This window comes from Telluria sp. AIW5 (assembly GCF_056680575.1).
In genome coordinates, this window is record NZ_CM155289.1 from 2,070,078 (window position 1) to 2,084,379 (window position 14,302).

Annotated in this window: 12 protein-coding genes; 11 read left to right on the forward strand and 1 reads right to left on the reverse strand. The window is 59.7% G+C overall.

All coding sequences use genetic code 11. The annotated features are described in order from the left end of the window. The first annotated feature begins 208 nt into the window (after positions 1 to 208). The 5 genes from AC1MEM_RS09130 (at position 209) to AC1MEM_RS09150 (ending at position 5,871) form a co-directional block, all read left to right on the forward strand. Positions 209 to 1,333 carry a glycosyltransferase family 4 protein gene (locus AC1MEM_RS09130; RefSeq protein ID WP_499476741.1) on the forward strand — a complete coding sequence of 375 codons (1,125 nt, stop codon included), beginning with the start codon at positions 209 to 211 and terminating at the stop codon, positions 1,331 to 1,333. Continuing rightward, positions 1,330 to 1,932: a sugar transferase gene (locus tag AC1MEM_RS09135; protein WP_499476743.1), complete on the forward strand. Its 603-nt coding sequence runs from the start codon at positions 1,330 to 1,332 to the stop codon at positions 1,930 to 1,932. Before AC1MEM_RS09130 ends, AC1MEM_RS09135 begins: the two co-directional genes overlap by 4 nt. Further along, positions 1,932 to 2,555 (forward strand): acetyltransferase, encoded by a 624-nt coding sequence (locus AC1MEM_RS09140; RefSeq protein ID WP_499476744.1) that lies wholly within the window; start codon positions 1,932 to 1,934, stop codon positions 2,553 to 2,555. The genes AC1MEM_RS09135 and AC1MEM_RS09140 overlap by 1 nt, the downstream gene beginning before the upstream one ends. A 61-nt stretch (positions 2,556 to 2,616) precedes the next feature. After that, positions 2,617 to 3,789 (forward strand): DegT/DnrJ/EryC1/StrS family aminotransferase, encoded by a 1,173-nt coding sequence (locus AC1MEM_RS09145; protein ID WP_499476745.1) that lies wholly within the window; start codon positions 2,617 to 2,619, stop codon positions 3,787 to 3,789. A 132-nt stretch (positions 3,790 to 3,921) separates the two neighbouring features. Then, on the forward strand, positions 3,922 to 5,871 hold the full coding sequence (locus tag AC1MEM_RS09150; protein WP_499476746.1) for a polysaccharide biosynthesis protein: 1,950 nt from the start codon (positions 3,922 to 3,924) through the stop codon (positions 5,869 to 5,871). Positions 5,872 to 5,947: 76 nt separating this feature from the next. On the opposite strand, the gene AC1MEM_RS09155 is transcribed toward AC1MEM_RS09150, so the two are convergent. Further along, on the reverse strand, positions 5,948 to 6,157 hold the full coding sequence (locus tag AC1MEM_RS09155; protein WP_499476747.1) for a hypothetical protein: 210 nt from the start codon (positions 6,155 to 6,157) through the stop codon (positions 5,948 to 5,950). 281 nt (positions 6,158 to 6,438) lie between these two features. Between AC1MEM_RS09155 and AC1MEM_RS09160 the strand changes: the two genes are divergently transcribed. The 6 genes from AC1MEM_RS09160 (at position 6,439) to AC1MEM_RS09185 (ending at position 14,302) form a co-directional block, all read left to right on the forward strand. Then, the gene (locus tag AC1MEM_RS09160; RefSeq protein WP_499476749.1) at positions 6,439 to 8,625 is read left to right on the forward strand and encodes a YjbH domain-containing protein; all 2,187 of its coding nucleotides are present in this window, start codon (positions 6,439 to 6,441) and stop codon (positions 8,623 to 8,625) included. 222 nt (positions 8,626 to 8,847) lie between these two features. Beyond that, positions 8,848 to 9,567, forward strand: coding sequence for a hypothetical protein (locus AC1MEM_RS09165; protein ID WP_499476750.1), 720 nt, complete (start codon positions 8,848 to 8,850; stop codon positions 9,565 to 9,567). 478 nt (positions 9,568 to 10,045) lie between these two features. Next, the gene (locus tag AC1MEM_RS09170) at positions 10,046 to 11,188 is read left to right on the forward strand and encodes an MraY family glycosyltransferase (RefSeq protein WP_499476751.1); all 1,143 of its coding nucleotides are present in this window, start codon (positions 10,046 to 10,048) and stop codon (positions 11,186 to 11,188) included. Positions 11,189 to 11,688: 500 nt separating this feature from the next. Beyond that, positions 11,689 to 12,477: an ABC transporter permease gene (locus tag AC1MEM_RS09175; RefSeq protein ID WP_499476752.1), complete on the forward strand. Its 789-nt coding sequence runs from the start codon at positions 11,689 to 11,691 to the stop codon at positions 12,475 to 12,477. Next, on the forward strand, positions 12,474 to 13,139 hold the full coding sequence (locus AC1MEM_RS09180; RefSeq protein ID WP_499476753.1) for an ABC transporter ATP-binding protein: 666 nt from the start codon (positions 12,474 to 12,476) through the stop codon (positions 13,137 to 13,139). The genes AC1MEM_RS09175 and AC1MEM_RS09180 overlap by 4 nt, the downstream gene beginning before the upstream one ends. After that, positions 13,136 to 14,302, forward strand: coding sequence for a KpsE/RkpR family capsule polysaccharide export protein (locus tag AC1MEM_RS09185; RefSeq protein WP_499476754.1), 1,167 nt, complete (start codon positions 13,136 to 13,138; stop codon positions 14,300 to 14,302). The genes AC1MEM_RS09180 and AC1MEM_RS09185 overlap by 4 nt, the downstream gene beginning before the upstream one ends.

The window sequence follows — 14,302 nt, forward strand, 5'->3', positions numbered from 1 at the left end:
AGTATAGAATGGTTGTTAACGAAATCTCTTCTGCCTTTTCGGTAAATAAGTTCATTAATCTGTGCGGAGGTCTTTGGCGCGTAAGAACCAATGCCTGACGTGAAAGGCGGTATTGCTATTTTTATCGTGCTTGCGCTTTTTAGCTAATATATATGTTTGCGATTCGAATAATTTATTTTTTTTTATTTCCGGTTTATAAGGTTTTTGCATGAAGTTTCTTATTCTTGCGAGCTATCCTAACTCGATATTAACTTTTCGCGGTGCACTATTGGCAGATCTTAGTAAATCGGGTTACGAAGTCCATATTGCTGCGCCAGATTTAGACGCGGAGGCTGCCGTTAGTTTGAAGATAATGGAGATGGGTTTTCACGTGCATCATATTCCGATGCAACGTACCGGTATGAATCCGATAGCTGATTTTCGCACTTTGATTAGCATAGGTTGTCTTATTTCAAAATTGCGACCCGATGTATTGCTTAGCTATACAGTGAAGCCGGTCGTTTATGGAAGTATCGTAGCCGCCGTTCTACGGGTGCCGAAGAGATTTCCGCTTATTACCGGTCTAGGCTTTGCGTTCGGCGGCGCTGCCGGACTGAGAGGTCGTTTTGCCCAGCGCGCAGCGAAGTCGTTATACAAACTTTCGCTCCTTGGCGCTACTAAGGTATTTTTTCAGAATCCAGATGACGAGGCGTTGTTTAGGTCAGGTGGTCTCTTGGCGAAGAGAATACCTTCGCATGTGGTTAATGGCTCGGGTGTTTCGATAACTGACTTTAAGCCAAGCGCTTTACCTGCGGGCCCGCCACGTTTTCTGCTGATCGCGCGGCTTTTGGGAGAAAAGGGCGTGCGTGAGTACGTAGCGGCAGCCGCGATGGTCAAAAAGACGCATCCGGAGGTACATTTTTCGTTAGCAGGATGGATTGATGATAACCCGGATTCAATCTCTCATGGTGAGTTGGACGCTTGGGTGGCAGCGGGAATTGTCGAATTCTTAGGGCGTTTGTCGGACGTACGTCCTGCAATCGAGGAGAGCAGCGTTTATGTGCTTCCATCATATCGTGAAGGGACACCTCGTACCGTCCTTGAAGCCATGGCTATGGGGCGCGCTGTTATCACCACAGATGCTCCCGGCTGTAGGGAGACAGTTGTAGACGGCCTAAATGGTTTCCTAGTACCTGTGCGCTCGACAGCAGCGCTTGTTGAAGCCATGCTTCGTTTTATAGATCAGCCCGGCTTAGCTACTGAAATGGGTCGGCGTTCGAGAATGGTGGCGGAAGAGAAGTATAATGTATATGATGTCAACCGAGTAATGCTGCGTGAGATGAACATCCAATGAAACGGGCCTTTGATATCGTATTAGGCGTAATTGGAATCGTGTTTTTATTTCCGTTACTGATCGTGGTGGCTATTTTGGTTGCCGTAAAACTTGGTCGGCCGGTTTTTTTTCGCCAGTTACGGCCAGGGATGAAGGGAGCCTCCTTCAAGATTATCAAGTTCCGTACGATGACCGATGAGCGCGATGGGACCGGTCGGCCTCTACCCGATTCGGTCCGACTCACGCGGTTTGGACAATTTCTTCGTTCAAGCAGCATTGATGAGCTCCCCGAATTGTGGAATGTACTCAAGGGAGAACTAAGTTTAGTCGGGCCGCGGCCATTGCTATTGGATTACCTTGAACTGTATACGCCAGAACAAGCACGTCGACACGAGGTAAGACCCGGCATTACCGGTTGGGCTCAAGTCAACGGTCGCAACGCGTTGAGCTGGGAGGAAAAGTTCGAGCTGGACGTGTGGTACGTGGACAACCGGTCACTCTGGCTCGACGTCAAGATTCTCTGGCTGACGGTGAAAAAGGTCATCGTGCGTGAAGGAATCAGTGCAGCAGGCGATGTGACCATGCCGCGTTTTACCGGCAAAGCTGAATCGAAAAAGTAATGACAAAGCGAATCGCAATATTGGGAGCGAGCGGCCACGGCAAGGTAGTGGCTGACGTTGCGCTGGCAGCAGGCTGGCAGCACGTTGTGTTTTTTGACGACGCATGGCCGATAGTCTCGATGCTCGGCCCCTGGCAGGTAATCGGCGATACTCAGCAACTGCTTTCGTGCGTAACTGACTTTGCCGGGGTCATCGTTGCAATTGGCAATTGTCGAATAAGGGCGGAGAAGCATCGCAGTTTGAAGCTTGCGGGCGCCCGCGCCGCGACTATTATTCATCCTCGCGCATGGGTCAGCCCGCATGCCGCGCTTGGTGACGGGTGTGTTGTCATGGCCGGGGCTGTCGTCAATATTGATGCCCACATCGGCGAGGCTGGCATTGTGAATACCGGCGCCACCGTCGACCATGACTGCTGGCTCGGCGATGCCGTTCATGTGAGCCCGGGGGCGCATTTGTCGGGCAATGTGCGCGTTGGCGCTGCCAGCTGGATCGGTGTCGGTGCTGCTGTCCGCCAGGGTGTGGTTATTGGCTCGGGGGCGGTCGTCGGGGCAGGGGCCGTTGTAGTAAAACCTGTGGCCGATGGCGCGACAGTTGTCGGTAATCCCGCTACGCCAATGAAGTAAACCTCAGCGCTCCGGGCAGCACGGTTTCGAAAATAAAGACGAATTAGGGAATCACGTTTAGATGCTAAATACTCAGTTTTCGCCTTGGCCTTCTTTTACGGCTGAGGAAGCAATCGCAGTCCAACAGGTAGTGCTGTCGAACAAAGTCAACTATTGGACAGGTAACGCAACGCGCCAGTTTGAAAAGGAATTCGCCGCGTGGTCTGGTACCAGCCATGCCGTCGCGCTGGCAAACGGCACGCTGGCACTGGATGTCGCCCTGAAAGCGATGGGGATCGGTCCCGGCGACGAAGTCGTCGTCACCCCCCGCACTTTCATCGCCAGCATCTCCTGCGTCGTCAACGCCGGCGCGACGCCGATATTTGCGGACGTTGAACCTGACAGCGGGAATATTTCGGCCGACACCATCGCCAAAGTGCTGACCCCGCGTACGCGCGCCGTGATCTGCGTGCACCTGGCGGGCTGGCCCTGCGACATGGACCCGATCATGGCCCTGGCGGCGCGCCACGGCTTCCAGGTGATCGAGGACTGCGCCCAGGCCCACGGCACCAGGTACAAGGGCCGCATGGTCGGATCCATCGGCCACGTCGGCGCCTGGAGCTTCTGCCAGGACAAAATCATGACGACCGGTGGTGAGGGTGGCATGGTTACAACCAATGATGAATTGCTGTGGCGTAAGATGTGGTCCTTTAAAGATCATGGCAAGAGCTACGAAGCTGTCTACGAACGCGAGCACCCGCCGGGCTTCCGCTGGGTCCACGAGAGTTTTGGCACCAACTGGCGCATGCTCGAGATGCAGGCGGTCATCGGCAGGATCCAGCTGCAGCGCATGGCTGCCTGGACCGAGGCGAGAACGGCCAACGCGCAGGCGATCCTGAACACCTGTCGCCAGCACGAGGTTGTGCGGGTTGCCGAGGTGCCGGACGACGTGATCCATGCGCAGTACAAGTGCTATGTATACGTGCGGCCGGAAAAGCTCCGAGCCGGCTGGAGCCGCGACCGCATCGTCGAGGAGATCAACAAGCTCGGTGTCCCTTGCTATCAGGGTTCGTGTTCCGAGGTGTACCTCGAAAAAGCATTCGACGGAACGGGTTTTCGTCCGGTGGAGCGGCTGCCGGTTGCCAGGGAGTTGGGCGAAACGAGTCTCATGTTCCTGGTCCACCCCACGCTGACAGGCCGGGAGATCGACCGGACCTGCACTGCCATCCATCAGGTGTTGACGGCTGCAGCCTGAGCTTCCGATTGGCCGGTCGATGGATCGGCTTGTTGCCGGGAGCACCCGGACCGGCATGAGCAAAGGAAAGCCCTCGGTATATCCGGAGGGCGGTAACGAATAAAAAAGGCGTCGAGCCGGTCTGAAGGGGATATGAGTAGGTTTGCTGATTTATTGTTGGCGCTGCCGCGGAGCGCCAAGCGGGCGCTTGCGCTCATGGTGGATGTTGGCTTGTGCGTTGGATCGGTGTGGATTGTTTTCGGCCTGCGGCTCGAACGCTGGGAGTTCATGACCGAGCCGCAAATCCGGGCGACGCTCACTGCCATCGGTTTTGCGCTTCCCATCTATATCGTATCGGGACTGTATCGCGCGATCTTCCGCTACTCCGGTACCGCGGCGCTGATGACCCTGGTAAAGGCGTCCGGCGTGGTCGGCCTGCTCTACCTGCTGTCCTTCACCGTCATCGGCGCGCCCGGAGTGCCACGCAGCGTTGGACTGAGCGTGCCCTTGATGCTCTTCGTCTCCGCCGGGTCTTTTCGTTTGTTGGGGCGCTACTGGCTGAGCGGCGCCTACATGCAGGTACTCGACCGCAGGTCGGCGTCAAAAGCGGTCGTCGTGATCTATGGCGCCGGCTCGGCGGGACGCCAGCTGGCGGACGCGCTTGCAAACAGCCGCGAGATGGTCGTGCGCGCCTTTATCGACGACGACCGCAGCCTGCACGGCGGCACGCTCAATGGCCAGCGCATCTACCCGGTAGAGGCACTGTCCAAGCTGGTCAACCGCCACGGTGTAACCGACCTGCTGCTCGCGATGCCGGCGATCGGCCGCGCACGCCGCGCAGAAATCGTGCGCGGTATCCAGGCGCTGCACCTGCCGCTGCACGTCCGGACGCTGCCGCGGCTGGGTGATGTTGCCCAGGGCAGGGTCCACATGCGCGACCTGCACGAACTCGATATCGAAGACCTGCTGGGGCGCGATCCGGTGCCGCCGGACGATGATTTACTGCATCGTAATATTCGCGGCAAGGTGGTCGTGGTCACGGGGGCTGGCGGATCGATCGGCAGTGAGTTGTGCCGGCAGATCGTCAAGCTCGAGCCAACGACGCTCGTCCTGGTGGAAGCAAGCGAGTTCGCCTTGTATTCGATCCACCAGGAACTCCAGGCGGCGGCCGGCATCGGCGTGCGGGTGCTGCCGATGCTCGCGTCGGTACGCGATGAGCGGCGCATGCGCGAGATCATGCGCACCTGGCGTCCGGACACGGTCTACCACGCAGCCGCCTACAAACACGTGCCGCTGGTCGAGCACAATCCGGCAGAAGGCGTGCGCAACAACGTGCTGGGTACCTTGGTTACCGTCAAGGTTGCGGAAGAGTGCGGCGTGAAGGATTTCGTGCTGATCAGTACAGACAAGGCGGTGCGGCCGACTAATGTCATGGGTGCAAGCAAGCGCCTGGCCGAGCTGGTCTTGCAGGGAATGGCACAGCGCAAGGGCGCTACGCGGTTCTCGATGGTGCGCTTTGGTAATGTGCTGGGTTCCAGCGGTTCCGTCGTGCCGCTGTTCCGCGAGCAGATCCGGGGCGGCGGACCGGTCACCCTGACCCACGCCGATATCACGCGCTACTTCATGACGATTCCGGAAGCGGCGCAGCTGGTGATCCAGGCAGGCGCAATGGCCGGGGGCGGGGATGTGTTCGTACTCGACATGGGCGCCCCGGTGCGCATTATCGACCTTGCGCACCGGATGATCGAGTTGTCAGGCTTGTCGGTCAAGAATGAGGCCAATCCCGAGGGGGATATCGAGATCGCCATTAGCGGTTTGCGCCCTGGCGAAAAACTATACGAAGAACTGCTCATCGGCGACAACCCGACCGGTACCGCGCATCCGCGCGTGATGCGCGCGCACGAAGAGGCGATTCCCTGGGAGCAGTTGATGAGGCGGATAACGGCACTTGAACTGGCGCTGGCAGCGAACAATGTTCCCCAAATCAGAAAGATTTTGGGCGAATTGGTGTCGGGTTATCGGCCGGCGGACGAAATCGTCGATTGGGTCTACCTGGAGCAGATGCAGCATGCGGAGGAGGCAAGGCAGGTTGCCAACGCGTGAGCAGCGTAACGGGATAGTGAAACAGCCGGTAGGCGCCACGCCTTGCTGGAAGCCGTAGCGCCGCGGGGGATGCCTGTCAGCTGACGTGACGGTGAATGTCGCGCTGCAAGGGAGCACGCAAAGGCAGGTGTAGCGGAGCGGCCACCGCGGACTCGGCCTGATCGCAGACCGTCATGATGTCGTCGGCCCACTGGGGGTAAGAAGGCTCGCCACCTGCAGTGATCGCTGTCTGGTATTCCTGGAGCGCTTCTTTTGCCATGCGGCGCAGTCGTTCGATTCGTTCCATCGTGCCTCCATAGGTTGCTGTCGCGTAAGGTGTCGAGTCACTGTGAATTCTCACTAATTATCACAGCGTTTCAATATTACATTATCTCTGCAGATTCATGTCGCACGGTTGAGGGGATTTAATGTTGCTCAATGTAAAATGTTGCGTACATGCTCAGCCGTGTACGATTTGTTAATTCTAAATGCTCCGCGCAACTGCGGGCTGGTATCGATCTAGTGAAAACATCGCGACGTAATTTGTATTGTGTAGTACTTGCTTCTCCATTCCTCACGGTGCCGGCAGTGGCCCAGGACACCGCACGCCCTCCTGCTGGCCTGGTGTCGCTTTCCGCCGCAGGTTCGTCCGGAACGCTCAATCTGCCGGATGGACGCACCCTGCCCGATGGCGCGATGGTATTCGGCTATAACGACTACCTCGGCGCAAATTTCTCGCGTTTCAGGAAGGCGGAAAATTACCAGTTTGCACTGGGACTGCTGCCGCACCTCGAGATTTCCGCCCGCCTGGCGGAGCTGGATCCCATCCCCGGGCAACGTGGCGCCCGCGACCTGTCGGCAAATGTGAAATTCATGCTGCCCAGGTTTTTCAGCGGGCAGCCCGACGTTGCCGTGGGCATGAACGATGTGAGCGGCGGCGCGGCCTATTTCAAATCGACCTATGTAGCGGTGAGCGACCGCTTCGGGCCGCTACGCTGGATTGCCGGTGCTGCCAAAGGCGAAGACTATCTCGGCAATTATTTCGCGAGTGCTGAACTGGCGCTATGGAGGACGGGTGCCGCCGTCATGCTGGAGCGTAATGGCCCGGCAAACAACCTCGGCCTGCGTTACGAGAGCCCGGCCATTGCGTTGCTGGGCAATGCGCGCTTCGTCGCCACTGCCCAGCGTGCCTTCAGCACCAGTACACCCGTCGGCAAGCCGTACGAGCGCTCGGCCTTCGGCATCAACCTGGTGATCCCGGTCGGGGAGAACGGCCGGGTATGGGATGTGCCCGCGCGGGCAACCCCGGCAGCCACGGCCGTCTCGGCGGCATACCCCGCGTCGGCCACCGTGCCGGTGCCGGCATCGCCGGCCGGCGACAGGCAAGCTGCACCCGCCGGCGCGGCGACGGTCGCGCCGGCGCCTCAGGGCGCGGCGGCGTCCGCCGCTTTCGCGTCGAACCACCTCATCCTGCCGCCGGTTCCGGCCCTGGCGCAGCCGCTACTTGCCGGCGATGCGCTGCTGCGGGTGCGTGCAGCGCTGGTCGAAGCGGGCCTCGAGCGCGTCCGTGTCGGCAAGCGCGGCGCCGAGATGGTCGTCGAATACGAGAACCACCGCTACAACCAGAACGAAGTCGACGCCATCGGCATCGCGCTCGGCGCCGGCGTGGCATTGGCGTCGGCCGATATCCGTTACGTATCGGTCGTGACCAAGAAGGCCGGCCTGCAGCTGTACAAGACCACGGTGGAAAAGACCAGCTACCGCCGCTTCCTGGACGATGGCCAGTGGCGCGAGGCGCAATCTGCCCTGTCGTTCGCCTTCCGTCCGGATGGCGGCTGGGGCGTGCAGTGGCTCGATACGGAAGAGGGGCCGCGCGGCTATTCGCGCATCCGCCTCGAGCCACGCACCGTGCACTTCGTGGGCACCGAAAAAGGCCTGCTCGATTACAGCCTGGCGGCGAACGTGCAAGCCTTCGTGCCGGTCTGGAAGGGCGCGGAACTGTACACCAGCTATCTGGAGACGGTGGCCGAGTCGGACGACGTGGCGCACGGTTTCCTGGGTTGGGCCCAGCAGCGCGACGGCCTGCGCACTGCCGTGCTGAGTCAGGCATTCTGGCTGACCGACAGCATCGTCAATGTGAGCTCGGCGGGTAAATACCTGTACGACCTGAAAGGCGTGCAAAACGAAACTACCTGGTTTGTGCCGGGCACGGACGACCAGGTACGCGTGCAGTACACGCACCTGCGCGAGCAGCTGCGCTACCGCACGGACGACACCGAGACAGGCAGCGCTTCCTACATGTGGAATTATGCGCCCCTGAACGCGAGCATCGAGGCCGGCTACCAGCGCTACCGCGGCGGGGACCAGGGGCCGTTCGTGCAGGTGAGCCGCTGGTTCGGTGACGTGCAGGCCCAGGCCTTTTTCAGGAAGAGCGAGATCGAAACGCGCATCGGCTTCGGGCTGGCGGTGCCGCTCACCCCGCGCAAGGGCATGAAGCCTGGCTGGACCCACCTGGAAGGCGCCGGCAATTATATGGCGCGCGTGGAGACAAAACGGGCACGCAGCGGGGAGTGCAATTGCATCAATCTGGGTGTGCTGGAAGAGTTGCCGATGGCGTACAGTGCGCGCGCCGATTTCTTCAACCAGGGGCGGATCGGACGCGAATATATCGTGCGGCAAATGCCACGGATGCGTAACGCCTTTGGCCAATACACGACGCTCATGAATCAGGCGCCGGGTCTGGAGAAGCAGCCAAATACCATCTCATCGAATTAGGTCGATAGTGAGATTGTGTGAGATTTTGGTTGCTTATCAACCACTTAGCCAGGGTGGCAGATGTTCAAAGTGTTGCCGTAGGAAAAACACTCCTATATAGTGTTGAGGTCGAGAAAAATTGCAGGTTGCCGTACATGTGTTTCATATAGGCCCTGTTTGGACGTGCCGCGTGCACAAGAAATCTCTGCAAAATTAGATAAACAATTGAAAAGGATGTACCGCATGACGAAGAGCTTCAAATTGAGCGCAGCCATCAAACTGGCGCTGGTGACGGGCATGATGTCGACCCTGACCGCATGTGGCGGTGGCGACGATGCGCCCACGCCGGCTGCGGCCATCACGATCACCGGCAACGCCGCGACCGGCGTCGCCATCGCCAATGCGACCGTATCGGCGGTCTGCAAGACTGGCACGGGCACTGCGGTGACCGGAGCGGACGGCGCGTTCACCCTGAAGGTGGCGGTGCCGGGCGAAGGCCCTTGCATCCTGTCGCTCACCCAGAACGGCGTAACGCTGCGTTCGCTCGCCGCAGGCGACGGCGCCAGGGCCAACATCACGCCGCTGACCGAAATGCTGGTGAATTATGTTGCCGTGTCCTCGGGTGCGGGCGTCAACGCAACGCCGCAGCAGCTGGCAAGCAATGACGGCGTCCGCATCATTGTGACCAATGCCAGCATGCTGCAGGCAACGGTCAATCACCTTGTGCAGGTCCTGGCCGGCATTGACGGCAGCATCATCGTGCCAACCGACTTCCTGTCCGCGACGCTGGTTCCGAAGAGCGCGACCAATCCGGGCAATGCACAGGATGCAGTCCTGGAAGCGCTGAAAGCACACAATCTCATTACTGCAACCGGCGCCCCTGCACCGGCAGTGGTCACGGCAGTGCGTGCGGATGCGGGTCAGAACGTCCTCACCGGCGGTACGGGTGGTAGCGGCAACTGATAGCCGCAGGATGGATGAAAAACCGCGGCCCGAGTGGCCGCGGTTTTTTTTTCAGGATTTGGACCTCGATATTCGTCCGCATTTTCTTGTTGCCGTGTGGCACATGGTCACCCGTACAGAAAAAAGACGTGTAACACCCGAAGCAATAATATATTTCAACCAGATTTAACGTGCGGAAATAATTCTTTACGCTGTTTTAGTCGAATATGTAACGGGATGTAATTTCGCCCTGTTAACGTAGCGTAAAGACGTCATAAGTTGTAAGGAAATGTTGGTAAATATTAGGAAAACTTGCTTCAATATTGGTGGCCAGAGTTTAAATTAGAGCCGGGTTCTCTAAAACTCAAGGAAAATCAGTTACTTAAGCGCGCTTCATGGTGCTTGGAATGAATCTTCGAGCGGAGCACACGATTGCCGCCGAGTTGCTGTTTTCTTAGGAGAAATGCGTTAAAATTCGGCGGCTAATCAAGTCTCATTTATGGATCCAACAGAAACCAATATCCTTACCTTTGAACTCGGCCTGGCAGTCTCGCTCGTGTGTTCACTGTTGCTGGTCGCGACGACGCGCTGGCACGGCAGATTCACGCTCGATGCCACGCGCGGGGTACAGAAGTTCCATAGTGTGCCCACGCCGCGCATCGGGGGGCTGGCGATCATGCTTGGACTCATCTTTGCATGTGCGGTCTCGTCCGTTTCGCAGCAGCGCCTGCTCGCGCCCCTGCTGGTTGCGGCCGCGCCCGCTTTCCTGTTCGGCATCGCCGAAGACCTGACGCGCCGCGTGTCGATCGGCGCACGCCTGGTCGCGACCATGGCCAGCGGCGTGGCCTGCTGGGCGCTGACCGGCGTGAGCATCGCCCATACCGGCATCGGCCTGCTCGACACGGTGCTGGCCTGGCTGCCGCTGTCGGTCCTGTTCACCGCCTTCGCTGTCGGTGGCGTGGCCAACGCCGTCAATATCATCGACGGCTTCAATGGCCTGGCCAGCGGCACGGTCGTGATCGGCCTGGTCGCGGTCGGCCTGATCGCCCTCGATTGCGGTGACGCCGAGCTGGCGCGCACCTGCTTCATCGTTTGCGCCGTTACCCTTGGTTTCTTCCTTGTCAATTTCCCATACGGTAAATTGTTCCTCGGCGACGGCGGCGCCTACCTGCTGGGCTTCCTGCTCGCGTGGCTGTCCGTGACCCTGGTGTACCGCAATCCGCAGGTATCGAGCTGGGCGCCGCTGCTGGCCTGCGCCTACCCGACCTTCGAGACCGTCTTCACGATCGTGCGCCGCCTGTGGTGCCGGCGCCATCCGGGCCAGCCCGACAGCTGTCACCTGCACAGCCTGGTCAAGATCGCCGTCGCCGGCCGTTACTTCCGCAAGTTCAGCGCACCGCTGCGCAATGCCTGCGTGTCGCCTGTCTCCTGGTTCCTGGCGGCCGTGCCGGCCTGGTTTGCGGTGTGTTTCCCGCAAAACAGCGAAGCACTGGTGCGGGGTACGCTGCTCAGCTTCGGCCTCTACCTCGCCTTCTACTGGACCGTGGCGCGCGCCGCCCGCGCGCGCCGCCGCCGGGCCGTACGGCCGCAGACCATCGGCATCGCACTCCCTGACATGGACTCCGAACCGGCATCGACGTAGTCCTGAAACACGCATACAAGAACCACAGTCCTTCAGATTCCCTGAAAGCTGTGGTTTTTTTATGCGGCGCCGAAATTTCACAAAAGTGAGAATTAGTGAGTTTTTGCGGCCCTCGTTTAAGGGACTGCACGCTAGTTGATGCACTTAAGATCACATTTATTCCAGAAATATGACGATTTCGCCGATATTTGTATTTACTCGTTATGAGTAAATGAAGCCGTTCTATCACTTGACCACATTTTACGAGGGAAATTTTGTTGCTTGCTCAAGACCTCGGCGAATGCGCGACCGCTACCATAACTAGAGCAATTTAAATTGATCGGCTACAATTCTTCCCGGCTCTAAACGCAACACGCTCTTCATCCGGTGCGATGAATCAAGGAGCACCCATCCAAGCGGTTACACAGTCCAGGCTCCGTGCCAGCTGCTAGGGTCGACCCAGACCTATTTCCCGCCTGCCCGCGCAGTCCGAATTTAATGGTGTAACTGAAGAACCCTACATGAGTGTTGCCGTCCGTTCTGCTTTGTCGATAACGTTCTCTACGTGGAAAGCGCTCTTTCTGCGTGAGGCCATCAAGCGCATCTCGGCGCAACGTGCGGCCTGGCTGTGGGTCGTCTTCGAACCGCTGTCCCACATCGGCCTCATCCTGGTCTTGTATAGTACGGTCCGCGTGCGCACGATCGGCGGAATCGACACGATCATCTGGATCGTTGCCGGGATGTTGCCGTACTTTACTTTCCGTCGCACCATGGTGCAGTGCCTGAACGCGGTCAGCGCCAACCGTGCCCTGTTCGCGTATCGCCAGGTCAAGCCCATCGATACGGTGCTCGTGCGGGCAGGGGTGGAAGGCTTTTTGATGCTGCTGGTCAGCATCGTCCTGTCAGCCGGTATCGCGCTGCTGCATACGACTGTCCTTCCCGCTAACGCGCTGCAGGTCATGCAGGGCAGTTTCGGATTATGGCTGCTGGGCCTGGGCGGCGGGCTCATGGCCTCGGTCGCAGTCGAGCTGGTGCCGGAATTCGAGCGCATCGTCGCGGTCGTGATGTATCCCCTGTATTTGTTGTCCGGCGTGATGTTCCCTATTACCACCGTCCCGCTGCCATTTCGTGATTGGCTGCTCTTGAACCCCATCGTGCATGGCATCGAAACGGTGCGCGTCGGGTTTGCGCCGTATTACCACACCGTGCCGGGACTGGAGATCGCTTACCTGTATGGCGTTGCCCTGGTCGCGATCTTCCTCGGGCTCATGCTGCATCTCCGGTTTGCGGACAGGATGGTGATGGAATGATCCAGCTGGACGATGTGCACAAGCGCTACCGGACGACGCACGGCCCCGGAAAGTGGGTCCTGAACGGCGTCAACCTGACGATTCCGTCGAAGACGACCGTCGGGCTGGTCGGACGCAACGGAGCCGGGAAATCGACGCTCCTGCGCCTGATCGGCGGTACCGACGTCGCCACCCGCGGCACCATCGCGCGCGACTGCCGGGTGTCCTGGCCGATGGGTTTCGCCGGCGGCCTGCAAAGCACCCTGACCGGCCGCCAGAACGCCAAGTTCGTGTGCCGCATCCACGGGCACGAACACGACCTGGCCGAGCGCCTCGCGTTCATTCAGGAGTTTGCCGACATCGGTGCTTCGTTCGACGAGCCGATCAAGACCTATTCGTCAGGCATGAAGTCGCGCCTGCAGTTCGCGATGTCGATGGCTTTCGATTTCGACGTCTATATCTCCGACGAGATCACCTCGACCGGCGATGCCGCATTCAGGAACAAGGCCAGCGCCGCCTTCGAACAGCTCGTCGACCGCGCCGGACTGATCATGGTGTCCCATAGCGACAGCACCCTGCGCGAGTTCTGCAAGGCAGGCATCTGGCTGCATGAGGGACGCGCCATCTGGTTCGACGATATCGACGACGCACTGACTAGTTACAAAGAAAGTATTGCTGCATGACCCTCCGTGTTATCCAACGATTCGCGTCCGGCATGCTCGGCCGCGGCAGCGCCGGGCTGCGTCGCAGTCCGGTGGCCGCGCTCGTCCGGCGTCCGATCCTCGCCCTCGCACTTGCAGCGTCCGCGCTGGCATCCGTGTACTGGGGCGTCGTGGCGTCCGACCGTTACACCTCGGAAGCCACCGTCATCATCCAGCGCACCGACCTCGGCGCGAAGAGTTCGCTCGATGTCGGCGCGCTGCTCGGCGGAAGCGGCGGCGCCGACCGTAGCGACCAGCTCCTGCTGCGCAACTACATGCTGTCGATCGACATGCTGAACAAGCTCGACGCCGCGCTTCACCTGCGCGCGCACTACAGCGACCCGCGGCGCGACCCGCTGTCGCGGATGTGGTCGCAAGATACCGCCAGCGAACGGTTCCACGAGTATTTCCTGTCGCGCGTCAGCGTCGACTTCGACGAATACGCGGGCGTGCTGGTGGTGAAGGCGCAAGCCTTCGATCCGCGCACCGCCCAGGCGATCACCCAGATGATGGTGGGCGAGGGCGAGCGCACGATGAATGCGATGGCCCATGCGCTTGCCAGGGACCAGGTCGGTTTCGTCGAGCGCCAGGTTGCCGAACTGGCGACCCGCTACCGCCAGACGCGCCAGGCGGTGCTGCGCTTCCAGAACGACAAGGGCCTGGTGTCGCCGCAGGACTCGGCCGCGCACCTGGCCGCCTCGGTGAACGCGCTGGAAGGCAAGCGCACCGAACTGCAGACCCAGCGCACGGCGCTGCTCGGCTACCTCGCGCCGCAGGCGCCCGGCGTGGTTGAGCTCGATACGCAGATCGCAGCGATCGGCCAGCAGATCGCACGCGAACAGGCCCGCCTCGCGGCGCCGGCCGGCAAGACCCTGAACGGCACGGTCGAGGAGTTCCAGCGTCTCGAGCTCGAAGCCGGGTTTGCCCAGGATGTCTACAAGACCGCACTGGTCGCGCTCGAGCGCGGGCGCGTCGAAGCAACCCGCAACCTGAAAAAAGTCACCCTGCTGCAGAAGCCGAGCCTGCCCGAGTATCCGGTGGAGCCGCGCCGCTTCTACAACACCCTCGTTTTCATCCTGATCGCGCTGCTGTTGGCCGGCGTCGCACATCTGCTCGCAGCGATCATTCGCGACCACAAGGATTAA

Bases quoted from the DNA above. Each gene is read 5' to 3' on its own strand.
- AC1MEM_RS09145 (WP_499476745.1), top strand. From the start codon at position 2,617: ATGCTAAATACTCAGTTTTCGCCTTGGCCTTCTTTTACGGCTGAGGAA.
- AC1MEM_RS09165 (WP_499476750.1), top strand. From the start codon at position 8,848: ATGACGAAGAGCTTCAAATTGAGCGCAGCCATCAAACTGGCGCTGGTG.
- AC1MEM_RS09140 (WP_499476744.1), top strand. From the start codon at position 1,932: ATGACAAAGCGAATCGCAATATTGGGAGCGAGCGGCCACGGCAAGGTA.
- AC1MEM_RS09185 (WP_499476754.1), top strand. From the start codon at position 13,136: ATGACCCTCCGTGTTATCCAACGATTCGCGTCCGGCATGCTCGGCCGC.
- AC1MEM_RS09180 (WP_499476753.1), top strand. From the start codon at position 12,474: ATGATCCAGCTGGACGATGTGCACAAGCGCTACCGGACGACGCACGGC.
- AC1MEM_RS09175 (WP_499476752.1), top strand. From the start codon at position 11,689: ATGAGTGTTGCCGTCCGTTCTGCTTTGTCGATAACGTTCTCTACGTGG.
- AC1MEM_RS09130 (WP_499476741.1), top strand. From the start codon at position 209: ATGAAGTTTCTTATTCTTGCGAGCTATCCTAACTCGATATTAACTTTT.
- AC1MEM_RS09150 (WP_499476746.1), top strand. From the start codon at position 3,922: ATGAGTAGGTTTGCTGATTTATTGTTGGCGCTGCCGCGGAGCGCCAAG.
- AC1MEM_RS09135 (WP_499476743.1), top strand. From the start codon at position 1,330: ATGAAACGGGCCTTTGATATCGTATTAGGCGTAATTGGAATCGTGTTT.
- AC1MEM_RS09170 (WP_499476751.1), top strand. From the start codon at position 10,046: ATGGATCCAACAGAAACCAATATCCTTACCTTTGAACTCGGCCTGGCA.
- AC1MEM_RS09155 (WP_499476747.1), bottom strand. From the start codon at position 6,157: ATGGAACGAATCGAACGACTGCGCCGCATGGCAAAAGAAGCGCTCCAG.